This window comes from Gordonia soli NBRC 108243, assembly GCF_000334455.1.
GTDB lineage: Bacteria > Actinomycetota > Actinomycetes > Mycobacteriales > Mycobacteriaceae > Gordonia > Gordonia soli.
This window is the reverse complement of record NZ_BANX01000018.1, coordinates 80,675-104,277: the sequence shown is the minus strand read 5'-3', so window position 1 is coordinate 104,277 and position 23,603 is coordinate 80,675. Positions and strand designations below refer to the sequence as shown.

22 protein-coding genes are annotated in these 23,603 nt (G+C 68.2%); 18 read left to right on the top strand and 4 right to left on the bottom strand.

Annotated elements, in window-relative coordinates; genetic code table 11:
- Positions 1–70 precede the first annotated feature (70 nt).
- Positions 71–571, bottom strand: a complete 501-nt coding sequence (locus GS4_RS13090) for a B-4DMT family transporter (RefSeq protein ID WP_007621255.1) — start codon at positions 569–571, stop codon at positions 71–73.
- 182 nt (positions 572–753) lie between these two features.
- Between GS4_RS13090 and GS4_RS13085 the strand changes: the two genes are divergently transcribed.
- From GS4_RS13085 to pyrF, 10 genes are all read left to right on the top strand, one after another.
- Positions 754–1,869: a M24 family metallopeptidase gene (locus GS4_RS13085; protein ID WP_007621253.1), complete on the top strand. Its 1,116-nt coding sequence runs from the start codon at positions 754–756 to the stop codon at positions 1,867–1,869.
- Between the two features lie 94 nt (positions 1,870–1,963).
- The gene (gene efp / locus GS4_RS13080) at positions 1,964–2,527 is read left to right on the top strand and encodes an elongation factor P (RefSeq protein WP_007621252.1); all 564 of its coding nucleotides are present in this window, start codon (positions 1,964–1,966) and stop codon (positions 2,525–2,527) included.
- A gap of 2 nt (positions 2,528–2,529) precedes the next feature.
- Positions 2,530–3,015 carry a transcription antitermination factor NusB gene (gene nusB, locus GS4_RS13075; RefSeq protein ID WP_007621250.1) on the top strand — a complete coding sequence of 162 codons (486 nt, stop codon included), beginning with the start codon at positions 2,530–2,532 and terminating at the stop codon, positions 3,013–3,015.
- A 107-nt stretch (positions 3,016–3,122) separates the two neighbouring features.
- Positions 3,123–3,731 (top strand): bifunctional pyr operon transcriptional regulator/uracil phosphoribosyltransferase PyrR, encoded by a 609-nt coding sequence (gene pyrR / locus GS4_RS13070; RefSeq protein ID WP_007621249.1) that lies wholly within the window; start codon positions 3,123–3,125, stop codon positions 3,729–3,731.
- The gene (locus tag GS4_RS13065; RefSeq protein ID WP_007621248.1) at positions 3,731–4,702 is read left to right on the top strand and encodes an aspartate carbamoyltransferase catalytic subunit; all 972 of its coding nucleotides are present in this window, start codon (positions 3,731–3,733) and stop codon (positions 4,700–4,702) included. The genes pyrR and GS4_RS13065 overlap by 1 nt, the downstream gene beginning before the upstream one ends.
- Positions 4,699–6,027 (top strand): dihydroorotase, encoded by a 1,329-nt coding sequence (locus GS4_RS13060; RefSeq protein WP_007621247.1) that lies wholly within the window; start codon positions 4,699–4,701, stop codon positions 6,025–6,027. Before GS4_RS13065 ends, GS4_RS13060 begins: the two co-directional genes overlap by 4 nt.
- Positions 6,024–6,659 carry a PH-like domain-containing protein gene (locus GS4_RS13055; protein WP_007621245.1) on the top strand — a complete coding sequence of 212 codons (636 nt, stop codon included), beginning with the start codon at positions 6,024–6,026 and terminating at the stop codon, positions 6,657–6,659. Before GS4_RS13060 ends, GS4_RS13055 begins: the two co-directional genes overlap by 4 nt.
- Positions 6,656–7,858 carry a glutamine-hydrolyzing carbamoyl-phosphate synthase small subunit gene (carA, locus tag GS4_RS13050; protein ID WP_040510437.1) on the top strand — a complete coding sequence of 401 codons (1,203 nt, stop codon included), beginning with the start codon at positions 6,656–6,658 and terminating at the stop codon, positions 7,856–7,858. Before GS4_RS13055 ends, carA begins: the two co-directional genes overlap by 4 nt.
- Positions 7,858–11,199, top strand: coding sequence for a carbamoyl-phosphate synthase large subunit (gene carB, locus GS4_RS13045; RefSeq protein WP_007621241.1), 3,342 nt, complete (start codon positions 7,858–7,860; stop codon positions 11,197–11,199). Before carA ends, carB begins: the two co-directional genes overlap by 1 nt.
- On the top strand, positions 11,196–12,023 hold the full coding sequence (pyrF, locus tag GS4_RS13040) for an orotidine-5'-phosphate decarboxylase (protein ID WP_007621240.1): 828 nt from the start codon (positions 11,196–11,198) through the stop codon (positions 12,021–12,023). Before carB ends, pyrF begins: the two co-directional genes overlap by 4 nt.
- A 260-nt stretch (positions 12,024–12,283) precedes the next feature.
- On the opposite strand, the gene GS4_RS13035 is transcribed toward pyrF, so the two are convergent.
- The 3 genes from GS4_RS13035 to GS4_RS13025 all read right to left on the bottom strand — a co-directional run bounded on the left by GS4_RS13035 (position 12,284) and on the right by GS4_RS13025 (position 14,267).
- Entirely contained in the window at positions 12,284–12,502 is a 219-nt protein-coding gene (locus tag GS4_RS13035; RefSeq protein ID WP_040510435.1) for a hypothetical protein, read from the bottom strand.
- Between the two features lie 275 nt (positions 12,503–12,777).
- Positions 12,778–13,959 carry a DUF6973 domain-containing protein gene (locus tag GS4_RS24815; RefSeq protein ID WP_157226614.1) on the bottom strand — a complete coding sequence of 394 codons (1,182 nt, stop codon included), beginning with the start codon at positions 13,957–13,959 and terminating at the stop codon, positions 12,778–12,780.
- Between the two features lie 20 nt (positions 13,960–13,979).
- Positions 13,980–14,267: a hypothetical protein gene (locus GS4_RS13025; protein WP_007621234.1), complete on the bottom strand. Its 288-nt coding sequence runs from the start codon at positions 14,265–14,267 to the stop codon at positions 13,980–13,982.
- 731 nt (positions 14,268–14,998) lie between these two features.
- Between GS4_RS13025 and mihF the strand changes: the two genes are divergently transcribed.
- From mihF to GS4_RS12985, 8 genes are all read left to right on the top strand, one after another.
- Positions 14,999–15,313, top strand: a complete 315-nt coding sequence (gene mihF, locus GS4_RS13020; RefSeq protein WP_007621232.1) for an integration host factor, actinobacterial type — start codon at positions 14,999–15,001, stop codon at positions 15,311–15,313.
- A 43-nt stretch (positions 15,314–15,356) separates the two neighbouring features.
- Positions 15,357–16,004 (top strand): guanylate kinase, encoded by a 648-nt coding sequence (gene gmk / locus GS4_RS13015; RefSeq protein ID WP_007621230.1) that lies wholly within the window; start codon positions 15,357–15,359, stop codon positions 16,002–16,004.
- A 73-nt stretch (positions 16,005–16,077) separates the two neighbouring features.
- Complete coding sequence (rpoZ, locus tag GS4_RS13010; RefSeq protein WP_007621228.1) at positions 16,078–16,371, top strand: DNA-directed RNA polymerase subunit omega; 294 nt, start codon at positions 16,078–16,080, stop codon at positions 16,369–16,371.
- 11 nt (positions 16,372–16,382) lie between these two features.
- Positions 16,383–17,642 carry a bifunctional phosphopantothenoylcysteine decarboxylase/phosphopantothenate--cysteine ligase CoaBC gene (gene coaBC, locus GS4_RS13005; protein WP_007621227.1) on the top strand — a complete coding sequence of 420 codons (1,260 nt, stop codon included), beginning with the start codon at positions 16,383–16,385 and terminating at the stop codon, positions 17,640–17,642.
- A 305-nt stretch (positions 17,643–17,947) separates the two neighbouring features.
- On the top strand, positions 17,948–19,156 hold the full coding sequence (gene metK, locus GS4_RS13000; protein ID WP_007621226.1) for a methionine adenosyltransferase: 1,209 nt from the start codon (positions 17,948–17,950) through the stop codon (positions 19,154–19,156).
- 93 nt (positions 19,157–19,249) lie between these two features.
- Entirely contained in the window at positions 19,250–21,193 is a 1,944-nt protein-coding gene (locus GS4_RS12995) for a primosomal protein N' (protein ID WP_040510455.1), read from the top strand.
- Positions 21,194–21,242: 49 nt separating this feature from the next.
- Complete coding sequence (gene fmt, locus GS4_RS12990) at positions 21,243–22,190, top strand: methionyl-tRNA formyltransferase (RefSeq protein ID WP_040510433.1); 948 nt, start codon at positions 21,243–21,245, stop codon at positions 22,188–22,190.
- The gene (locus GS4_RS12985; RefSeq protein WP_007621223.1) at positions 22,187–23,554 is read left to right on the top strand and encodes an RsmB/NOP family class I SAM-dependent RNA methyltransferase; all 1,368 of its coding nucleotides are present in this window, start codon (positions 22,187–22,189) and stop codon (positions 23,552–23,554) included. The genes fmt and GS4_RS12985 overlap by 4 nt, the downstream gene beginning before the upstream one ends.
- Positions 23,555–23,603: the final 49 nt, after the last annotated feature.

Below are 23,603 nucleotides of genomic sequence, written 5' to 3'. Positions count from 1 at the left end.
CGACGCGCTGCCAGCGGCCGATCAGCGCACGAGCAGGTCTCCGACGCGGTCAGGGCCTGCTCGGCAGCGCTCAGCGAGCGGCGTGCTCGGCGTCCTGTGAACGGTCCTCGTGCACCGACCAGTCGTCCTCGACCGGGTGCTTCTTGTTGTAGTCGCGGCGGATCAGCCAGCGACCGACAGCAGCACCGACGAAGGCAGGGACGAAGACCAGCAGCGCGGTGAACGAGCCGCCCGCGATGATCTCGACGAACAGCCCCTGCTGACCGATGCCACCGAAGACGAACTTGCCGAGGATCCAGCTGATCAGACCCGCGAGCACACCGGCGAGAACGCCGGCCTGCAGCCAACGGACGGTGAGGTCTTCGTAGTCGTCGGGGTCCGGGTTCGCGCGGGCGTCGCGAAGGCCGTCCACACCACCCCAGAGCAGCGCGACGATGACGACGGCGGCGATGGCCACCGTCTTCCACACCGTGGTCTGCAGTGGCACGTTGACAACCGCGACCCCCAGCAGCACACGAGCGACGACGTGTACAGCGGTCATGACGAGACCGCGCAGCAACCACGAATGCATAGCGGACACCCTACTGAAGGCGGAACGTGTTGCGAAACACATCCCACTGATCGGCGTCGTGATGTCCGCAACGCCCTCGTCGCCGACAGGTGTCGGCGCGGTGCGGACGTCTGCCGGAGCAGGTCGTGCTCTCCCCGATCGAGGGGTCGGTCGAGGAGGTGATCGGCCGGTAGCGTCGAGGTATGTCCGACGCACCCAGCCAGCCCCACCCGGACCGACGCGCCCGCCTGCGCACCGCGGTGGCCACCTCGGCCGACCCGGTGGACGCCCTGGTCGTCACCGACCTGATCAACGTCCGCTATCTCACCGGCTTCACCGGCTCCAACGGGGCCGTCCTGGTGTGGACCGCCGACGCCGCCGCCGACCGGATCAGCACCGACGGCCGGTACGTCACGCAGGTCGGCGAGCAGGCCCCCGACCTGGAACCGGTCATCGCCCGCAACGGGCTGGCGGAGCTGATCGCGCACGCTGAGACTCACGGGGCTCGGCGCATCGGTTTCGAGGCCGACGCGGTGACCGTGGCCGCGCACCGCGCGCTCATCGACCGTGACACCGACCAGGCCGCGGAGTTGGTCGGACTCTCCGGTCTCGTCGAGCGCCTGCGCGAAGTCAAGGACGCCGGCGAGGTGGCGTTGCTCCGCTCCGCGGCCGCGATCGGTGATCAGGCGCTGGCATCCATCATCGACAAGGGCGTGCTCACCGCCGGACACACGGAGCGGGAGGTGGCCCGCGCCCTCGAGTGGGAGATGTACGCACTGGGCGCCGACGCCATCGCGTTCGAGACGATCGTCGCCGCGGGGCCCAACTCCGCGGTCCCGCACCATCGCCCCACCTCGGCCGTGTTGGCCGACGGCGACCTGGTGAAGATCGACTTCGGTGCGGTGTCCGGCGGGTACCACTCCGACATGACCCGCACCTTCGTGCTGAGCCGGGCCGCCGACTGGCAGCGTGAGATCTACGACCTCGTCGCGACCGCCCAAACGGCCGGTCGCGCAGCCCTGCACCCCGGCGCGGACCTGCGTGGTGTCGACGACGCCGCCCGGTCGGTGATCGTCGAGGCCGGTCACGGTGAGCATTACGTGCACGGTCTCGGCCACGGCGTCGGTCTGCAGATCCACGAAGCGCCCGGAATCGGTGCCACGGCGACGGGTACACTGCCATCCGGCGCAGCGGTCACCGTCGAGCCCGGCGTCTACCTCCCCGGTCGAGGTGGCGTCAGGATCGAGGACACACTCGTCGTCTCCGACGGCGAGCCGGAACTGCTGACGTCCACCGACAAGACATTCACCGTCATCTGAGGGTCGTCGGATCCCGACCGGGAGCCCCGACTCCCGGCACGCGCCGATCGGCGCGAACCGACCACCCCGTCGCGGGAGAGGAAGAGCGAACACCATGGCGACCACCGCCGATTTCAAGAACGGCCTCGTGCTGCGTATGGACGACCAGCTCTGGCAGATCCAAGAGTTCCAGCACGTCAAGCCGGGCAAGGGCCCCGCGTTCGTGCGGACCAAGATCAAGAACGTGCTGAGCGGCAAGATCGTCGACAAGACGTTCAACGCCGGCGTCAAGGTCGAGACCGCGACGGTCGACCGTCGCGACATGACCTACCTGTACAACGACGGTTCGGATTACGTGTTCATGGACGCGGAGAACTTCGAGCAGATCAACGTGCAGCCGGGAACCGTCGGCGACGGCGCACGGTTCTTGCTCGAGAACCTGAAGGTGCAGGTCGCGGTCCACGAGGGCAATCCGCTCTACGTCGAGTTGCCTGTCACCGTCGAACTCATCGTGTCGCAGACCGACCCGGGGCTGCAGGGTGACCGCTCCACGGGCGGCACCAAGCCGGCGACGATGGAGACCGGCGCCGAGATCCAGGTCCCGCTGTTCATCAACACCGGTGACAAGCTGAAGGTCGACTCCCGCGACGGCAGCTACCTCGGTCGCGTCAACTCCTGATCGTGAAACGACCAGGCACCCGGCACAAGGCGCGCAAGCGCGCGGTCGACCTGCTCTTCGAGGCAGAGGCCAAGAAGGTCAGTCCGGCTCAGCTCGTCTCGGAACGGCGTGAGTACGTCCGCGACGACGAGTCGGTCGGCACCATCCACGACTACACCGCGGTGGTCATCGACGGTCTGAGTGCCGACCAGGCCCAGATCGATGCGGTGGTCTCCTCGCATCTGCGGGACTGGACGCTACCGCGACTTCCTGCAGTCGACCGGGCGATCCTCCGCCTGGCGACGTGGGAACTGTTCAACTCCGTGGACGTCGACCCGGTCGTGATCGTCGACGAGGCCGTGGAACTGGCCAAGGAGCTGTCGACCGACGACTCGCCGGCCTTCGTCAACGGTGTGCTCGCGCGTATCGCCGACCTCGCTCCGCAGGTCCGCGCCGCTCACGGTGCGGTCGCCGGGGGCCGAGATGCAGACGGGGCCTCGACGGACTGATGCGCCCGTGACCGACTCCGGCTTTTACCGCGCGTCGGTGTAAAGTATCGCGATGACAGACATCCTTTAACGATCCGTCCTGTGAGGCGGAGAAGGAGGTCGGCTGGGTGACACCGATCGAAGGTGCGTCCGTTTCCGATTCCCGCGTCCTGCTCGACGCAGCAGACGTCTCCCGGACAATCGCCCGGGTCGCTCATCAGGTCATCGAGAAGACCGCGCTGGACAACCCGGCGTCGTCCCGAGTGGTGATCATCGGCATCCCGACCCGCGGTACGACGCTGGCGGAGCGTCTGGCGGCGCGGATCTCCGAGTTCGCCGGGGTGGACATCCCGGTCGGCTTCCTCGACATCACGCTCTACCGCGACGACCTGCGGGCCAAACCACATCGGCCCCTGGAGCGGACCGTGGTTCCGGCCGGCGGGGTGGACGACGCGATCGTCATCCTCGTCGACGACGTCCTGTACTCCGGTCGCACCGTACGGGCGGCGCTGGATGCCCTCCGCGATCTCGGTCGCCCCGCTTCTGTGCAGTTGGCGGTCCTGGTCGATCGTGGACATCGCGAGCTCCCGCTGCGGGCCGACTACGTCGGCAAGAACATCCCGACCTCGCGCGAGGAGTCGGTGTCGGTGCACCTGGTCGAGCACGACGGCATCGACGAGGTCGTCCTGAGTTCCGGTGCGCGACAACGCTCGTCGGATCAGGAGGCAGAGTCCTGATGCGTCATCTGCTCTCCACTGCCGACCTGAGCGCCGACGAGGCGACCGAGTTGCTGGACGAGGCGGAACGCTTCGAGCAGGCGCTGACGGGTCGCGAGGTCCGCAAGCTACCGACTTTGCGTGGTCGCACGGTGATGACCGTCTTCTACGAGAACTCGACCAGGACGCGGGTGTCCTTCGAGGTCGCGGGCAAATGGATGAGCGCCGACGTGATCAACGTCTCGGCCTCGAGTTCGTCTGCGGGCAAGGGCGAGTCGCTGCGAGACACTGCGAAGACGTTGCGCGCGGCCGGTGCCGACGCGCTGGTCGTACGCCATCCCGCCTCCGGCGCCGCCCAGCAGATCGCCGAATGGACCGCCGACGCCGACGGCGGCCCCGCCGTGATCAACGCGGGCGACGGGATGCACGAGCATCCCACGCAGGCGCTGCTGGACGCCCTCACGCTGCGCCAACGGCTGGGCTCACTGCGAGATCGCCGCGTCGCGATCGTCGGCGACATCCTGCACTCGCGGGTGGCCCGCTCCAACGCGCACCTGCTCGCAACCCTCGGCGCGGAAGTGGTGCTCGTCGCACCGCCGACCCTGGTCCCGGTGGGTGTCGAGCAGTGGCCGGTCCAGGTGTCTACCGACCTCGACGCGGAACTCGCGGGTGTCGACGCGGTGATGATGTTGCGGGTCCAGGCCGAGCGGATGAACGGCGGGTTCTTCCCGAGCGCACGCGAGTACTCGGTCCGCTACGGCCTCAACGACCGTCGTCTCGCCCTTCTCGACGATCACGCGGTGGTCCTGCACCCGGGGCCGATGCTGCGGGGCATGGAGATCGGCTGGTCGGTCGCCGACTCGCCGAAGACGACCATCCTCGAACAGGTCCGCAACGGTGTCCACGTGCGCATGGCGGTGCTCTTCCGCCTGCTCGTCGGCACCGAGGACTCCTCTCCCGCAACCACTTCGACGTCAGGAGCACAGTCGTGACCGCCGCCGCCACCGGACCCTCCGCATCGTCGGGTTCGGTGTTGATCGCCGATGTCCGGCCCTACGGCGACGGTGCATCGGTCGATGTCCTGGTCGTCGACGGTGTCATCACCGAGATCGGTCACGACATCGCGGCGCCGGCCGGCGCCGATCGCATCGAGGGTGGCGGCGCGGTACTGCTGCCGGGATTCGTCGATCTGCACACGCACCTTCGGGAACCCGGACGTGAGGACACCGAGACCATCCGGACCGGCTCCGCCGCAGCGGCTCTCGGTGGATACACCGCCGTCTTCGCGATGGCCAACACCGACCCGGTCGCCGACAACTCGACCGTCACCGACAACGTCTGGCGCGCCGGACGCGACATCGGTCTGGTCGACGTGCACCCGGTCGGGGCGGTCACCGTCGGACTCGAGGGCACCCAGTTGGCCGAGATGGGCATGATGGCCGGCGGCGTGGCCGGTGTCCGGATGTTCAGCGACGACGGCAAGTGCGTCCACGACCCCCTGATCATGCGCCGCGCGCTGGAATACGCGAAGGGCCTCGGCGTCCTCATCGCCCAGCACGCAGAGGAGCCACGCCTGACGATCGGTGCCATCGCACACGAAGGGCCGACGGCCGCGCGCCTGGGGCTGACGGGATGGCCCCGGGCGGCCGAGGAGTCGATCGTGGTCCGTGACGCGCTGCTCGCCCGCGACGCGGGCACCCGGGTGCACATCTGCCACGCCTCGACCGAGGGCACCGTGGAACTGCTGCGCTGGGCACGCGGCCAGGGCATCGACATCACGGCCGAGGTCACCCCGCACCACCTGCTGCTGGACGACTCGCGGCTGACGACCTACGACGCGGTCAACAAGGTCAACCCGCCGCTGCGTGAGGAGCGTGACAAAGCTGCGCTGCGCCAGGCGCTGGCGGACGGCATCGTCGATTGTGTCGCGACCGACCACGCACCCCATGCAGCACAGGAGAAGTGCTGTGAGTTCGCTCAGGCCCGGCCCGGCATGCTCGGTCTGCAGACTGCACTCTCCATCGTCGTCGAGACGATGGTGACGACCGGGTTGCTGGACTGGCGCGGCGTCGCGCGGGTGATGAGCGAACGTCCCGCAGAGATCGTCGGGTTGCCGGACCAGGGGCGCCCGATCGCGGTCGGCGAGCCGGGCAACCTCGCCGTCGTCGACCCGGACACCTCGTGGGTGGTCGAGGCCGATCGATTGGCCAGCCTCTCCCAGAACACCCCGTACGAGTCGATGACGCTGCCCGCCACCGTGACGGCGACCGTGTTGCGCGGCGTTGTCACCGCCCGCGACCAGGAGGTGACGCGATGAGCGGCTTCGACGTGGTGATCGTGGTGGTCGTGCTGTTGGTGTGGGCAGGATTGGTCGCGCTCGTCCTGCGTGGTTGGCGCAACCGCGGTCGACGCCAGGCCGACATCGTCGGCCAGCTGCCCGAGGTACCGGCCGATCCCGGACCTGCGTTGCGCGGACCCGACACCGGATTGTACGTGGGCAGCACGTTTGCCCCGAGCTGGCAGGACCGGGTCGCAGTCGGCGACATCGGCGATCGCGCGTCAGCGGCGCTGAGCGCCCACACCGGCGGGCTGCTGATCACGCGCAAGGGTGCGAGTTCGATCTGGATCCCCCGTGGGTCCATCACCGCGGTCCGTACCGAACGCGGACTCGCCGGCAAGGTGATGTCCGCCGACGGGGTGCTCGCCATCCGTTGGCGACTCCCGAACGGCACCGAGATCGACTCCGGACTGCGCGCCGATGACAAGACCGTCTATCCCGGATGGGTGGCCGACCACGAGGCCGACACCACTCATTCGGACCTCACCCTGTCCGACGAACCGGCTCCGGGCACCGCCGTCGTGGATCCGAATCCCGCGCGCCCAGACGCTTCGCACACCGCGCCCTCGGTGGTCGAACCCGCCGACGAGAACAAGAAAGACGACGAATGAGCACTGCAGTACTCGTGCTGGAGAACGGTCAGGTGTTCACCGGCCGCGCCTACGGAGCAGTCGGGGAGACCCTCGGCGAGGCGGTCTTCTGCACTGCGATGACCGGCTACCAGGAGACCCTGACCGATCCGAGCTACCACCGTCAGATCGTGGTGGCGACAGCACCGCAGATCGGCAACACCGGGTGGAACACCGAGGACGGCGAGAGCACCGGCAGTGCGGGCAGTGACGCCGATTCCGGGGACTCCGGCAAGATCTGGGTCGCGGGGTATGCGGTCCGCAATCCCACCCGCCGGGTGTCGAGCTGGCGTGCGACCACCTCGCTCGAGGACGAACTGGTGCGCCAGGGGATCGTCGGGATCTCCGGCATCGACACCCGCACGGTCGTCCGAATCCTGCGTGACCACGGGTCGATGCGGGCCGGCGTCTTCAGCGGCGCCGCGCTTCCCGGCGGGGAGACCGGCGGTCGCGTCTCGGACGCGGCGGTCGACGAACTCGTGGGCCGGGTGCGCGACCAGCCGTCGATGTCCGGTGCCGATCTCGCCGGTGAGGTCACCACGGCCGAGGGCTACGTCGTCGAGCCGACCACGGAACACCGGTACACCGTCGCCGCGGTCGACCTCGGCATCAAGACCAACACTCCGCGCATGTTCGCCGAACGTGGTGTGCGCGTCCACGTCCTGCCCGCGAGCGCCGGATTCGACGCCATCCGCGACATCGCGCCCGACGGTGTGTTCTTGTCCAACGGTCCCGGTGATCCCGCGACCGCCGATGCAGTGGTGGGCCTGACCCGCGAGGTGCTCGGTGCCGACATCCCGCTCTTCGGCATCTGCTTCGGCAACCAGATCTTCGGACGCGCGCTCGGCCGCAGCACCTACAAGATGAAGTTCGGTCACCGCGGCATCAACATCCCGGTGATCGATCATGCGACGGGCGCGGTGTCGATCACCGCGCAGAACCACGGCTTCGCGCTCGAAGGCGAGGCAGGCGAGGAGTTCGACACCGACTTCGGTCGCGCCCGCGTCAGTCATGTCTGCGCCAACGACGGAACGGTCGAGGGAGTCGAATTGCTCTCCGGCCGGGGCTTCTCCGTGCAGTACCACCCCGAGGCGGCGGCCGGCCCACACGATGCCGCCTACCTCTTCGACAAGTTCGTCACCGTCCTCGACGGTGACCGCGCACACGGAACGAGGGCCTGATGCCACGCCGTACAGACATCAACCATGTCCTCGTGATCGGCTCGGGTCCGATCGTGATCGGGCAGGCCTGTGAATTCGACTACTCCGGCACACAGGCATGCCGCGTCCTGAAGGCGGAGGGACTGCGCGTCAGTCTGGTCAACTCCAACCCGGCGACGATCATGACCGATCCCGAGTTCGCCGATGCCACCTACATCGAGCCGATCACGGCCGAGTACGTCGAGAAGGTGATCGAGGCCGAGCGCGATGCCGGGCACCCCATCGACGCCGTGCTGGCGACCCTCGGTGGCCAGACCGCACTGAACACCGCCGTCGCACTGCACGAGCGCGGCTCACTGGAGAAGTACGGCATCGAGCTCATCGGCGCCGACTTCGAGGCGATCCAACGCGGTGAGGACCGGCAGAAGTTCAAGGACATCGTCGCCGACATCGGTGGCGAGAGCGCGCGTTCGCGTGTCTGTCACACCATGGACGAGGTGCGCGACACCGTCGCCGACCTCGGTTACCCGGTGGTCGTCCGGCCGTCGTTCACGATGGGTGGTCTGGGCTCGGGGATGGCCTACGACGAGAAGGATCTCGAGCGCATCGCCGGTGGCGGTCTGGCTGCCTCACCGACTGCCAATGTCCTCATCGAGGAGTCGATCCTCGGATGGAAGGAATACGAGCTCGAGCTGATGCGCGACAACCGCGACAACGTGGTCGTCGTCTGCTCCATCGAGAACGTCGACCCGGTCGGCGTACACACCGGGGACTCGGTGACCGTCGCGCCCGCCATGACGCTGACCGACCGCGAGTACCAGATCATGCGCGACCAGTCGATCGCGATCTTGCGCGCAGTCGGAGTCGACACGGGCGGATGCAACATCCAGTTCGCCATGGACCCGCGCGACGGTCGCCTCGTGGTGATCGAGATGAACCCCCGCGTCTCGCGCTCGTCGGCGCTGGCGTCCAAGGCGACCGGGTTCCCGATCGCCAAGATCGCCGCCAAGCTCGCCATCGGCTACAGCCTCGACGAGATCGTCAACGACATCACCAAGGAGACTCCCGCGAGCTTCGAGCCGACGCTCGACTACGTCGTGGTCAAGGCTCCGCGTTTCGCGTTCGAGAAGTTCCCGGGTGCCGACGACACCCTGACCACGACGATGAAGTCGGTCGGCGAGGCGATGTCGTTGGGCCGCAGCTTCGCCGAGGCACTGGGCAAGGTGATGCGTTCGCTGGAGACCAAGGCGGCGGGTTTCTGGACCGAACCCAACCGTCCCGACCCGGCGTCGATCGATCTGCCGGAACTGCTGGAGACGCTGCGGGTTCCGCGCGACGGCCGGTTGTACGGCCTGATGCTGGCCTTCGAGGCGGGCGCGACCATCGAACAGCTCTACGAGGCGACCGCCATCGACCCCTGGTTCCTCGCGGAGATCGGCGGGATCGCAGCGCTCGGCGCGGAGATCCGAGACGCCGACACACTGGACGAGTCACTACTGCGCGAAGCGAAGAGCTCCGGTTTCTCGGATCGTCAGATCGCCGCGCTGCGTTCAGATCTGGCGGATGAGGCCGCTGCTCGGCAACAGCGTTTGGAGCTGGGGATCCGGCCGGTGTACAAGACGGTGGACACCTGCGCGGCCGAGTTCGAGGCCAAGACCCCGTACCACTACTCCAGCTACGAATTGGATCCGTCGGCGACGAGCGAGGTCGCCCCGCAGACCGAGCGGTCCAAGGTGCTCATCCTCGGTTCCGGTCCCAACCGGATCGGGCAGGGCATCGAGTTCGACTACTCCTGCGTGCACGCCGCGACCACGTTGTCCGAGGCCGGATACGAGACGGTCATGGTCAACTGCAACCCGGAGACCGTCTCCACGGATTACGACACCGCGGACCGCCTCTATTTCGAGCCGCTGACCTTCGAGGACGTCCTCGAGGTGTATTACGCGGAGTCCGAGTCGGGGACCGTCGCAGGCGTCATCGTGCAGTTGGGCGGTCAGACACCGCTGGGGCTGGCCGATCGCCTCGCGGCTGCAGGCGTACCGATCGTCGGGACCAGTCCCGAGGCGATCGATCTCGCCGAGGATCGCGGCGAGTTCGGCGCGGTGCTCACCGCGGCGGGGCTCCCGGCGCCGGCCTTCGGCACCGCGACCAGCTTCACGGAGGCGCGCGACACCGCTTCCCGGATCGGGTACCCGGTGCTGGTGCGGCCGTCGTACGTGCTGGGCGGTCGGGGGATGGAGATCGTCTACGACGAGAAGTCGCTGGAGGACTACATATCTCGCGCCACCGAGCTGACCCCGGATCATCCGGTGCTGGTGGACCGTTTCCTCGAGGATGCGGTCGAGATCGACGTCGACGCACTGTGCGACGGTGACGAGGTGTACATCGGCGGCATCATGGAACACATCGAGGAGGCCGGTATCCACTCCGGTGACTCGGCGTGCGCCCTTCCGCCGGTAACCCTGGGACGCTCCGATCTGGAGACGGTCCGCGCATCGACGGAGGCGCTCGCGAAGGGTATCGGCGTGCGCGGACTGCTGAACGTCCAGTACGCGCTCAAGGACGACATCCTCTATGTACTGGAGGCGAATCCGCGCGCCAGCCGCACCGTGCCGTTCGTCTCGAAGGCCACCGCGGTGCCGTTGGCGAAGGCCTGCGCCCGGGTGATGTTGGGCGAGTCCATCGCGTCGCTGCGCGAACTGGGTGTTCTGCCGGCAACCGGCGACGGCGGGGACAGCGCGGTCGACACCCCGATCGCGGTGAAGGAAGCGGTGCTGCCGTTCAACCGGTTCCGCCGATACGACGGCACCGGTGTGGACTCGTTGTTGAGTCCGGAGATGAAGTCCACCGGTGAGGTGATGGGTATCGACGCCGACTTCGGTCGGGCGTTCGCGAAGTCGCAGACCGCGGCCTACGGCTCGCTGCCGACCGGCGGTGCGATCTTCGTCTCGGTGGCCAACAAGGACAAGCGCGCGCTGCTGTTCCCGGTTGCCCGTCTCGCCGACCTCGGATTCGAGATCCTGGCGACCGAGGGTACGGCGGATGTGCTGCGCCGCAACGGTATCCGAGCGACTACGGTGCGCAAGCACTTCGAGGCCGACCTCGCACCGGGCGAGCCGACGATCGTCGACACCATCCGCGCCGGCGAGGTGTCGATGGTGATCAACACTCCGTACGGCAACTCGGGTCCACGAGTGGACGGTTACGAGATCCGCAGTGCCGCGGTGTCGGTGAACATCCCGTGCATCACGACGGTGCAGGGTGCCGGCGCGGCTGTGCAGGGCATCGAGGCCGCACTGCGCGATCGGATCGGCGTCCTGTCGCTCCAGCGACGGCACCAGGGGCTGGTGGACGCTCGGTGACCAGCCCGACCGGCTATGCGGCGCGGCATCGTGCCGTGGTGGCCGAGCGAGGCCGGTTGTGTGTCGGCATCGATCCGCACGACGAGTTGCTCGAACAGTGGGGGCTCCCCGGCACCATCGACGGGCTCCGTCGATTCGGTGACATCTGTGTCGAGGCCTTCGGGTCTGTCGCCGGGTTCGTCAAACCTCAGGTCGCCTTCTTCGAGCCGTACGGCGCAGCGGGTTTCGCCGTGCTCGAACGGGTGATCGCCGGCTGTCGGGAAGCGGGCGCACTGGTCATCGCCGATGCCAAACGCGGCGACATCGGCTCGACCATGGCCGCTTACGCACAGGCCTGGCTCGCCGACACCTCGCCGCTGTGCGCGGATTCGATGACCGTGTCGCCATACCTGGGATTCGGTGCGTTGGCACCGGCCGTCGACGCCGCGCGAGCGGGGGAGCGGGCCGTGTTCGTACTGGCCCGCACCTCCAATCCGGAAGGTGCTGCGGTGCAGACCGCCGACGCGGATGGACGCTCGGTGGCCCAGTCGATCGTCGACACCGCGGCGGCCGAGAACGCCGACGGCGCAGCGACGGTCGGCCTGGTGGTCGGTGCGACGCGTGCACACGGCCTGGACCTGTCGGCACTCGGCGGGCCGATCCTGGCGCCGGGCCTCGGTGCTCAAGGTGCCACCGCCGCCGACCTTCCCGAGGTCTTCGACGGCGCCGACCGTTCGTGGCTCGTCCCCGCCAGTTCCCGCGGAGTGCTCCGCGCCGGCCCGGACGTCACCAGCCTGCGCGACGCCGCCCTCGCCGCCCGCGATGAGGTAGAGGCCGCGCTGTAGGTCCTCAACTGTGCGGATCGGTAGCAGTTGGTGTCGGTGAGCGACACCAACTGCTGAGTCTCGCTGCAGCCGCTTATTCGATGGGGTAGAGAACGGGCGGATCCGCTGTGGGGCTCGACCTAGACAACACCGCGGTCAGAGCAGCAGTGAGTACGAACATGCGTAATCGTGTGGTCAGGAGATTTCTGCAACTCATCGCGGCGCCACGACTGGTTCCAAGACCGGGTCAGTCGGTGTGACCGGGATGAGGGGTGCGTCCTTCAGATGGACAGCCGTGAATCGTCCGTGTCAGCAAGTGGCCACCGGTCGGTCTTGTCCCAGTCGATCGACTGCACGGGCTGGTTGCCCCGCATGAAGATGTAGGAGCCGACTCGCCCGGCACCTTCGAGGTCGTCGGACCAGTAACTCCAACAGACTCCGGTGGTCTCGGTGAACCTATTTAGATCCGCCGGGTGCATCCACGAGATGCGTTGCACCATGCGGTCCCAGTCTTGGCTCCATCCGGCGGCGGTGGTGATCTCGGCCAGTGTGGTTGTCCGGCCCAGGTTGTGTGCAGCGGCCTCGGCGATGTCGAGGAACCGTTCCGCGGATCCCAGCGCCTCGGTGTTCGGGTTGGGGGGGGAACGCTGGTGTGTGACATGGCGGGTCGGCGGGTTCGGGGGCGAACCCTGACAGTCGGGGCAGCAGCGAGCACCCTGACAAGCACAGACACAGAGTGAGCAGTAGCACGACCCAGTGAGGGTTCCGTTTCACGTCAGTCTCCTCGCGCCGGGAGCGGCACACCGACAGAGTCGGCTTTCGGAGCTCCGACCACGCGATTTGTCCAGTCGATGTAACCGTCACCACCGATGGAGACCGTTGCTCCGTGGTGTACCTCGGAGGCGATCAGGTCAGCCAGTTCGTCGTCGCTCGCGTCCGGATGTGCGGCCGCGACCTTCCGTCCGGTCTCGTTGTTGTAGAGATCCATGGCCTCCCGGTGAGCCGGTTGACCACCCAGCCCTTCGTGTGCGGTTGCGTATTGACGAGCCCAGTCTGCGCCGAAGGTCTTGGTCATGAGGGCATTCCAGTACGCATGCCGGAAGGCGTCCCCCTTTCCGTCGTCGAGCTCCTCTGGAAACCTGGCGGCGGCAGCGGCTTTGGCCTCGTTCTCGATCCTCTGAAAATCGCCGATTGTCGGCTTGCCCGCTAGGGCAGCGCCCGGACTCGTGAGGACGAGCTTCTTCAGCATCGAGATCTCTTCCGGTGTCAGCAACTTCGGTTCCATGCTCACACCCAGGTGTTTGAGGCGGGCCATTGTCGTCGGATCCGGCCACAGCCGTGGTGCTCCGTGTGAGGTCCGCGTCTGATAGTCGGCGAGGATCCGCCGGAGTCGGGGGTCCGACGGCTGCGCGACGACGCCTTTCTTGACTCCGTCGCTGAGTTTCTCCAACCAGCCACGCAATTTCTCGCCGGCGTTCTGATCAGCCTCCTTGATCCGTGCGAGACCGGTCGTTATCTCTTCGGTGAGCATGAATTCGTCAGCTTCCTTGGCGGGAAGTTTGTACACGGTGCGAAAGCCCCATTCTTCCTTCCACTGGGCGTTGGACTTGCGCGAGTACACCTTTCCCTCATCGGTCACCGACAACTCGTACTCGGAATCGTCGACCTCCTGCAGCTTCGCGCGCAGGGTGGTGACTTCGGCGTCGAGAACTCTGATCGCCGAGGACGCGGTGTCGGCGACGGCGCCGACCACCTTCGCCGATCGGGACAGCTCTTCGCGGTGTACGGCTGCCGCCGATCGCGCCTCACCGCCGCCGAATCCTTTCCAGTAGTCGCCGGAGGAGTCGTTTACGGAACCGGTCGCGTTGCCGACCTGGAGGAGTTCGCCGGACTTCTCCGACATGCCCGCGGCGACAGTCTGCGCGGAATCGAAGTCCCACGAACGAACCACACCCACCGTGTAACGGTCGTCCGCCATCAGTTGTGCCCGGTCGCGAGGCGTTCCGCGTTCCGCGCCTCGGTTTCTTGATACAACTCTCCGCCGCGGACGGCTTTGGCGGACAGGTCGTCGAGTCTGCGTACGTGATACTCGAGGACGCGATCAAGGGCTTTCGCTGCATCCGCGAGACTGCGCGTGACCTCGGAGGTCCCCGATCCCTTGTTGGCGTTCGTCCCACCCGCCAGCGGCTTCTGGTTCTTGAGCGTCAGCGCATGTCCCGCCGTCGCACTGGCGAGCGCGAACACTCTCTCGACGTCGACATCCACGAACCGTTCTCCTCATCGTTCAGCCCCGGACGACCCCCGACCGAGCACACAAATTTCTGGCAGCCGTTCGATTGGACGCTCGGAGGACACGGATCGGTTCCCTCGACCGGATGACAGGGCCGCGAGGTGTCCCGTTGGTCGCCGACGCGGGTCCTCTCCGCGAGCGCGGGTGTCCCGACACCCGCGTCGGTGGACGCAGCCCGCGTGGGGGCGAACAGACGCCGGACGGACCCTCCGGGATGGGCTATAGCACGCTCGTCGGACAGCAAAACAGCAGGTGTAGGGCAGTTCGCGACACGCCCAAACGGAATCGAATCCGGTGAATTCGTCGACAACAACTCCCGTCACACACGTCCCACGGGAAGGCGACGGCAGGCGGCGTGCGTCGGCGCCGGCCGTCGGGTCGGGGTGCTGTCGTCGTGACAGCGCTGACCAGGCATTTCTCGAGCACGGTGTCGGAGCGGACGCGTAGGGTGGGCCACGGCGCACATCCACGAGGACCGAGCGGGGAAGCGCAACCTACAGGACCGCGACACCGCGGAAATGAAGGGGTGGCACTCGCAAATGCCTGCTCACGTGGGTACGGTCGCTTTCGCCGCACCACATGCGGGCGGCGGTGGCCGATCACCACTGGTGAACGCCACGGTCGCACGAGCGGCCAACCGCCATCAGACGCTGTCCCGGCGACTGATGACAGTCCAGATCGAACACACGAAAGACGGAGGAACCCCGTGGCCCTTCCCCAGTTGACGGACGAGCAGCGCGCTGCGGCGTTGGAGAAGGCAGCTGCCGCTCGGCGGGCCCGCGCCGAGCTCAAGGAGCGCCTGAAGCGCGGCGGCACCAATCTCGCACAGGTACTGAAGGACGCCGAGGACGACGAGATCCTGGGCAAGATGAAGGTCTCCGCACTTCTCGAGGCCCTGCCGAAGGTGGGCAAGGTGAAGGCGCAGGAGATCATGACCGAGCTCGAGATCGCCCCGACCCGCCGCCTGCGTGGCCTGGGTGATCGTCAGCGCAAGGCCCTGCTCGAGAAGTTCAGCTCCTGAGCGAGCGCCGACGCAGCAGCGTGCCGGTCGCGCAGGTCGGAGGGTGAACGCCCTGTCACCGCACCGATCACAGACCGAACGTACGAGGGGTCGACTGGTAGTCCTGGTCGGCCCCTCGGCCGTCGGTAAGTCGACTGTCGTGCGGCGCGTCCGAGAACTGCTGCCGCAGATGCATTTCAGCGTCTCCGCGACCACCCGCGCCCCGCGGCCTGGTGAGGTGGAGGGACGCGATTACCACTTCGTGAGCGGCTCGGAGTTCGATCGCATGATCGCCGACGACGAGCTGCTCGAATGGGCCGAGATCCACGGTGGTCTGCAGCGATCGGGAACCCCGGTGGCGCCGGTCCTCACCGCGCTCGCGGCCGGGACACCGGTCCTCGTCGAGGTCGATCTCGAGGGCGCCCGCAACGTCGTCAGCCGCCTCCCAGAGGCGACGACGGTCTTTCTCTCGCCCCCCACCTGGGAAGATCTGGTCGCCCGGCTCACCGGTCGGGGTACCGAGACTCCAGAGGCCGTGGAGCGTCGACTGACCACCGCGCGCGCCGAGATGGAGGCTGCGTCGCAGTTCGACCACGTGCTGGTCAACAGCGAAGTCGACCAGGTGGCCCATCAGTTGGTATCCTTGCTGGTCGGACCTGGTGACGCAGTCGTGTCGGCCCCCGCCGACGACGGACACGACGACATCAGCTGACCCCGAAGCCCCGGACCAGGTGTGCAACGTCGGCACCGGACCACACATACGCACGACCGATGCAGGAGATTGCGTGACCACCAACTTCGAACTGACCGAGATCAACGACGCGCCGGCATACGAGACGCCGCTGGGTATCACCAACCCGCCGATCGATGATCTCCTCGAGCGCGCATCGTCGAAGTACGCGCTGGTCATCTACGCCGCCAAGCGCGCACGACAGATCAACGACTACTACAACCAGCTCGGCGACGGCATCCTCGAGTACGTCGGACCGCTGGTCGAGCCGGGCCTGCAGGAGAAGCCGTTGTCGATCGCGATGCGCGAGATCCACTCCGACCTCCTCGAGCACACCGAAGGCGAATAGCCGGTAGGGCGATGACGACGCCTGGCGCATCGCGCCGTCGAATCCTGGTCGGGGTCGGTGGCGGGATCGCCGCCTACAAGGTCTGCTCGGTGATCCGACACTTCACCGAGGCAGGCCATGACGTGCGTGTGGTCCCCACTCCCGCAGCCCTCGAGTTCGTCGGTTCCGCCACCTTCGAGGCGCTGAGCGGCAACCCGGTGACCACCGGCGTCTTCTCCGATGTCGACCAGGTCGCACATGTTCGCCTCGGGCAGGGCGCCGACCTCGCGGTCATCGCACCGGCCACCGCCGACCTGATGGCGCGCGCGGCTGTGGGGCGCGCCGACGACCTCCTGACCGCATCCCTGCTGACGGTGCGATGTCCGGTGCTGTTCGCCCCGGCGATGCACACCGAGATGTGGGAGCATCCGGCCACCCAGGCCAACATCGCGACCCTCCGATCGCACGGTTCGACCGTCATGACCCCCGCGTCCGGGCGCCTCACCGGTGCCGACAGCGGTCGGGGCCGGCTTCCGGACCCGCAGGAGATCGCACTCCTCGGCGAACTGCTCATGGAGCGCGCCGATGCCCTCCCGTACGACCTCGCCGGCGTTCGCGTGGTCATCTCTGCCGGCGGCACCCGCGAACCACTCGACCCGGTGCGCTTCCTGGGGAACCGCAGCTCCGGCAAGCAGGGGTTCGCACTGGCACGAGCAGCCGCCCAGCGCGGAGCGCAGGTCACCGTCGTCGCCGGATCGACGGCCGAACCCGGTGATCCCGCGGGGGTCGAGGTCGTCCGGATCGCGACCGCCACCGAACTCGCCGACGAGATGACCAAGCGCGCGGCCGAGGCGGACGTGGTGATCATGGCGGCCGCGGTCGCCGACTTCCGGCCCACCAGCGTGGCCGAATCCAAGATCAAGAAGGGCGCCGCCGGTCCGGCACCCATCGAACTCGCCACCAACCCCGACATCCTCCGTGGACTCGTCGAGAGCCGCACCGAAGGCCGGATCCCGGCCGAGACGGTCATCGTCGGATTCGCCGCGGAGACCGGTGACGAACACGGCGGAGTCCTCGACCACGGACGAGCGAAACTCGGGCGCAAAGGATGCGACCTCCTCGTGGTCAACGCGGTGGGAGAAGGCAAGGCGTTCGGCACCGAGGACAACACCGGGTGGCTGCTCTCGTCGACGGGATCCGAGACAGCCCTGCCGCTGGGGTCCAAAACCCTCATGGCGAGCCGAATCCTTGACCAGGTCCGCACGCTGGTGCCTGATGGTCGTCGACGCTGACCGCACCGCGGCCGGCGACCGCGTCATCACGGGTGTGTAGGTTGGAATCCACTCAGGGGCCCGACCACGGCCTCCCGTTCCGGTCGCCGACCCCGGCGTGGGCGCCGACGACCGCGATGACCGGCATCGACACCGATGTCGGTGAAGCGGTAGAACATGCACGAAGACTTTCGACACACGGACCACCAGGTCGCCGCGCACCGGCGCCGACCGACCACCGCCACACCAGGACCACCCACGACACGGCCCGCACCGATCTCGCTGTGCGTCGCCGCACCGGCCCGGGCCGACCTTGAGAGGAACCGATGACCACCTCGTCACGTCTGTTCACCAGTGAGTCCGTCACCGAAGGGCATCCGGACAAGATCTGTGACGCCATCAGCGACTCGATCCTGGATGCCCTCCTCTCCGACGACCCCCGGTCGCGCGTGGCGGTCGAGACCCTGGTCACGACCGGTCAGGTGCACGTAGCGGGCGAGGTGACCACTTCGGCGTACGTCGACATCCCGGGAATCGTCCGCCAGAAGATCCTCGACATCGGCTATGACTCGTCCACCAAGGGCTTCGACGGCGCCTCCTGCGGCGTCAACGTCGCCATCGGTGCACAGTCGCCCGACATCGCCGGCGGCGTGTTCAACTCGCACGAGCACCGCAGCGGCATCTCCGAGGACGAGATCGACGCCCAGGGCGCAGGCGACCAAGGGCTCATGTTCGGGTACGCGACGAACGAGACCCCGGAGTACATGCCGGTGCCGATCGCACTGGCCCATCGGCTGTCGCGTCGGCTGACCGAGGTCCGCAAGACCGGTGTGTTGCCGTACCTGCGTCCCGATGGCAAGACCCAGGTCACCATCGAGTACGACGGCGACAAGCCGGTCCGCCTCGACACCGTTGTCGTGTCGACCCAGCATGCGGCCGACATCGACCTCGACAACCTGCTGTCACCGGACATCCGCGCGCAGGTGCTCGACCCGGTCCTCGCCGACCTCGACATCCCGACCCTGGACACCTCGGAGGTCCGCCTCCTGGTGAATCCGACCGGCAAGTTCGTGCTCGGCGGCCCGATGGGCGATGCCGGCCTGACCGGCCGCAAGATCATCGTCGACACCTACGGCGGCATGGCCCGTCACGGTGGTGGCGCGTTCTCGGGCAAGGACCCGTCGAAGGTCGACCGTTCGGCTGCCTACGCCATGCGATGGGTCGCCAAGAACGCAGTCGCCGCGGGGCTGGCCACACGCATCGAGGTCCAGGTCGCCTACGCCATCGGCAAGGCGGCACCGGTCGGTCTGTTCGTCGAGACCTTCGGCACCGAGACCGTCGACCCGTCCATCATCGAGAAGGTCATCACCGAGGAATTCGACCTGCGCCCGCTGGCGATCATCCGCGACCTCGACCTGCTGCGACCGATCTACGGTCCGACCGCCGCCTACGGGCACTTCGGCCGCACCGATGTCGACCTGCCGTGGGAGCGCACCGATCGTGCCGACAAGCTGCGGGCCGCTGCCGGTCTGTAGTCGCGGTCCGCGCCGCCCGGTGCTCCGGTGAGCCCGCGCACCTCGGGCGCGCGGCAGCGGGCCTCCGAGCGCCCCATCGGTACAGTGCTGCCGATGTTGGGGCTGGCGCATCTGGATCGTCCGTTCGACTACCTGATCGACACGGATCAGGACGCCGACGCGATACCCGGGGTGCGGGTACGCGTCCGATTCGCCGGTCGGCTCGTCGACGGGTACCTCCTCGATCGCATCGACGAGAGCGCACACGAAGGCAAGCTGGGTTGGGTGGAGCGTGTCGTTTCGGCCGAACCGGTCCTGACACCTGAACTCGCACAGCTGTGCCGGGCGGTTGCCGACCGATACGCGGGAACCATGTCGGATGTGATCCGGCTCGCCATCCCGCCCCGGCACGCGCGCACCGAGAAAGAGGAGACGCCGCCTCCCGAATCGGTGGTCGGCGTGCCCGACGGCGAGGGATGGGATACCTATGCCCACGCCGACTCGTTTCTGACATCGCTGTCCGACAACCATCCGCGCGCGATCTGGCAGGCGACGCCGGGTGAGGACTGGCCGACCCGACTTGCCGAACTCGCCGCGCGGACCGCAGCAGCCGGACGCGGCACCATCATCGTGGTGCCCGATCAGCGCGATCTCGATCGGGTGGCCGCCGCGTGTTCGCCCCTGCTGGGCGATCGCTGCGTCACCCTGGCGGCCGGTCTCGGACCGACCGCCCGATACCGCCGCTGGCTCGCCATCCGACGCGGCGCAGCGTCGGTCGTGCTCGGCACCCGCAGTGCGATCTTCGCCCCGGTCGCCGACCTCGGGTTGGTCGTGGTCTGGGACGACGGCGACGACAGCCTCGTCGAGCCACGCGCACCGTATCCGCATCCGCGTGAAGTGGCGGTGCTGCGATCGCACCTCGAGAAATCGGCACTGGTCATCGGCGGGCACGCCCGTACCGCAGAGGCACATGCACTCGTCGCCGCCGGGTGGGCCAACGATCTCGTCGCCGAGCGCGTCGACGTCCGCGCCCGCAGTCCGCATGTCATCGCGTTGAGTGACGAGGACAACCGCATCGCACGCGATCCGCTGGCCCGATCTGCCCGGATGCCCGCGGTCGCGTTCGACGCCGTCCGCAAGGCGCTCGCCGACGATCGGCCTGCGCTCGTCAGCGTCCCTCGTCGCGGATACATCCCGTCGGTGGCGTGTGAACGGTGCCGGACCCACGCGCGGTGCCGTGCGTGTCATGGACCGTTGCAGGTCCACGCGGACGGGGCGGTCGACTGTCGATGGTGCGGCAGGCCCGAGCGTGCCTTCCGGTGCCCGACGTGTGGTGGCCGACGGGTGCGGGCCCTGACCACCGGTGCTCGACGCACCGCCGAAGAGCTCGGTCGCGCGTTCGCCGGGGTCCCGGTGACCACCTCCGGTGGCGACACGGTGGCCGACGAGATCCCCACCGGCGCACGGTTGGTGGTCGCGACCCCCGGGGCCGAGCCGGTCGCCGACGGTGGCTACGGCGCGGGCGTGATCGTCGACACCTGGGCGCAACTCGACCGTGAGGACCTGCGCGCCACCGAGGATGCGGTCCGGCGGTGGATGGCGGTGGGGACGCTGGTGCGGCCGCACGGCGACGGTGGCACGCTCGTCGTCGTGGCAGACGCGACCCTGCCTGCGGTCCAGGCGGTGATCCGCTGGGACCCGGTCGGGTTCGCCGATCATGAACTGGCGCAACGTGTCGAGCTGGGTTTTCCGCCGGCTGTCACGATGGCGTCCATCGACGGTTCACCGGAGATGATCACCTCGTTCGCCGACACCATCGAACTGCCCGACGGCGCAGAACTCCTCGGCCCGGTGCCCCTGCCACCGGGGGTGCGGCCACCCGCGGGCGGCGATCGGGGCGAGCAGATCGAGGGAGAGGCCGAACGGATCCTCGTCCGGGTGCCGCGCCGGACCGGCCGGGCGTTGTCGGAGGCACTCGTCGGCGCCCAGGTCCGCCGCAACACCCATCACGAGACCGGGCCGATCCGCGTGCAGGTGGACCCGCCTACCATCGGATGAACACACGGCCGCCGCGACAGGCGTGGCGTCGACATCTGGAAGGGGTCGCATGAGGGTGGTCTTCGCCGGCACACCGGAGGTCGCGGTGCCGTCGCTCCGACTGCTCCTCGACTCGCCGCGGCACGAGATCGTCGGTGTGATCTCACGACCCGACGCGGTGTCCGGGCGTGGGCGGAAAGTGGTCCGGTCGCCGGTCGCCGAACTCGCCGACCAGCACGACATCGAGGTCCTCACGCCGCGCCGCCTCGGTGATCCGGGTGTACTCGACCGACTCCGCGACTGGCGGCCCGACGTCGGTGCCGTGGTCGCCTACGGAGGTCTGGTGCCCGCGGGCCTGCTCGACCTCCCCGCACACGGCTGGATCAACCTGCACTTCTCGGTGCTGCCCGCGTGGCGGGGTGCGGCGCCGGTCCAGGCCGCCATCGCGGCGGGGGACGAGGTGACCGGCGCCAGCACCTTCCGTCTCGAGGAAGGGCTCGACACCGGACCGGTCTTCGGGGTCATCACCGAGACCCTTCGTCCGGACGACACGAGTGGTGCTGTCCTGGAACGACTCTCCGTCTCGGGTGCCCAGCTCCTCGAGCAGACGATCGACGGCGTCGCCGCCGGTCGTCTCACCCCCGTGGCGCAGTCCACGGCCGGGGTGTCGCATGCGCCGAAGGTCACGGTCGAGGAAGCGCGCGTGCGTTGGGAACTCCCCGCGCACATCATCGATCGGCAGATCAGGGCACACACCCCGGCTCCCGGCGCGTGGACGACCTTCGCCGACCAGCGTGTCAAGGTCGGGCCGGTTGTGGTGGTCGACACCGACTCCGATCCCACCGCCCCCGCCGACCTGTCGATCGCGACCCTCGCGATCACCAAACGTGATGTCTTCGTGGGCACATCGTCGACTCCGGTGCGTCTGGGCTGGGTGCAGCCGCCGGGCAAGAAGCAGATGCCTGCCGCCGACTGGGCGCGCGGCGCGCGACTGACCGACGGGGCGGAGCTCGCATGAAGCGACCGGCGATGACACGTGACAAGCCCGTCGATCAGGTGCGCGCGACTGCGCGCGACGTACTGCGGGCGGTTCGGGAACGAGCTGCCTACGCCAACATCCTGCTGCCGAAGTTGCTGCGCGAGCGGGGGATCACCGGTCGGGATGCCGCGCTCGCGACCGAACTGACCTACGGCGCGGCCCGTGCACAAGGCCTCCTCGACGCGGTCATCGAGTCGGCGGCGCGACGTCCGGTCGCCGACATCGACGGAGCCGTCCTGGATGTCCTCCGGTTGGGCACCTATCAGTTGCTGCGTACCCGCATCGGGTCGCACGCGGCCGTCTCCACCTCGGTGGACCTGATCCGCTCCGAGGCCGGGATGGGGCCGTCGGGGTTCGTGAACGCGGTGCTGCGCAAGGTCTCCCAGCGCGACGAGGACCTCTGGGTCGACGAGTTGGCGCCATCCATGGCCGTTGACCTGGTCGGCAACCTCGCGTTCCGGTACGCCCATCCGCGCTGGATCGCCGAGGTCTTCGTCGACGCGCTCGGCGGCTCGGCCGGTCAGTTGCAGGCGGCCCTCGCCGCCGACGACGAACGCCCACCGGTCCACCTGGTCGCGCGCCCCGGGCTCATCACCGCCGAGGAACTGGCGCTGGTCTCCGGCGGCGACCCGGGTCGATGGTCGCCGTACTGCGTCTACCTTCCCGGCGGTGACCCGGGCCAGATCGATGCCGTGCGTGAGGGTTACGCGGGTGTGCAGGACGAGGGCAGTCAGTCGGTCGCGCGGGCGCTGACGCAGTTCGAGCTCGCCGACGACCACGGCCGGTGGCTGGACATGTGCGCCGGCCCCGGCGGGAAGGCGGCCCTGCTCGGTGCGATCGCGGACATCGACGGTGCGCACCTGGACGCCATCGAGGTGTCCGAGCACCGTGCGGAACTCGTGCGCAAGGTGACCCGAGACCTCCCGGTCACCGTCCGCGTCGCCGACGCCCGTCAGACCGATCTGGACCCGGGATACGACCGCATCCTGCTCGACGCCCCGTGTACCGGACTCGGTTCGCTGCGGCGCCGACCGGAGGCACGCTGGCGTCGGACCCCCGACGATGTGGTCACCCTCGTAGAACTCCAGCGTGAACTGCTCGACGAGGCCGTACGTCTCATCCGACCCGGCGGTGTCATCGTGTACTCGACCTGCTCACCGCATCCGGCCGAGACCACCGAGGTCATCGGCGCGGCCCTTGCCGCCAATCCCGCTCTGCGTCAGCTCGATGCGCGTTCAGAGGTCGGCGTGGACGATGTCGGGGCCGGGCCGTCGGTGCAGCTGTGGCCACACCTGCACGGCACGGACGCCATGTTCCTGGCCGCCCTGACCGTCGACGCCTGAGCTGGGGCCCACTCGGACCCATCGTCCGGGTCGACCGGATGGTGCGCGG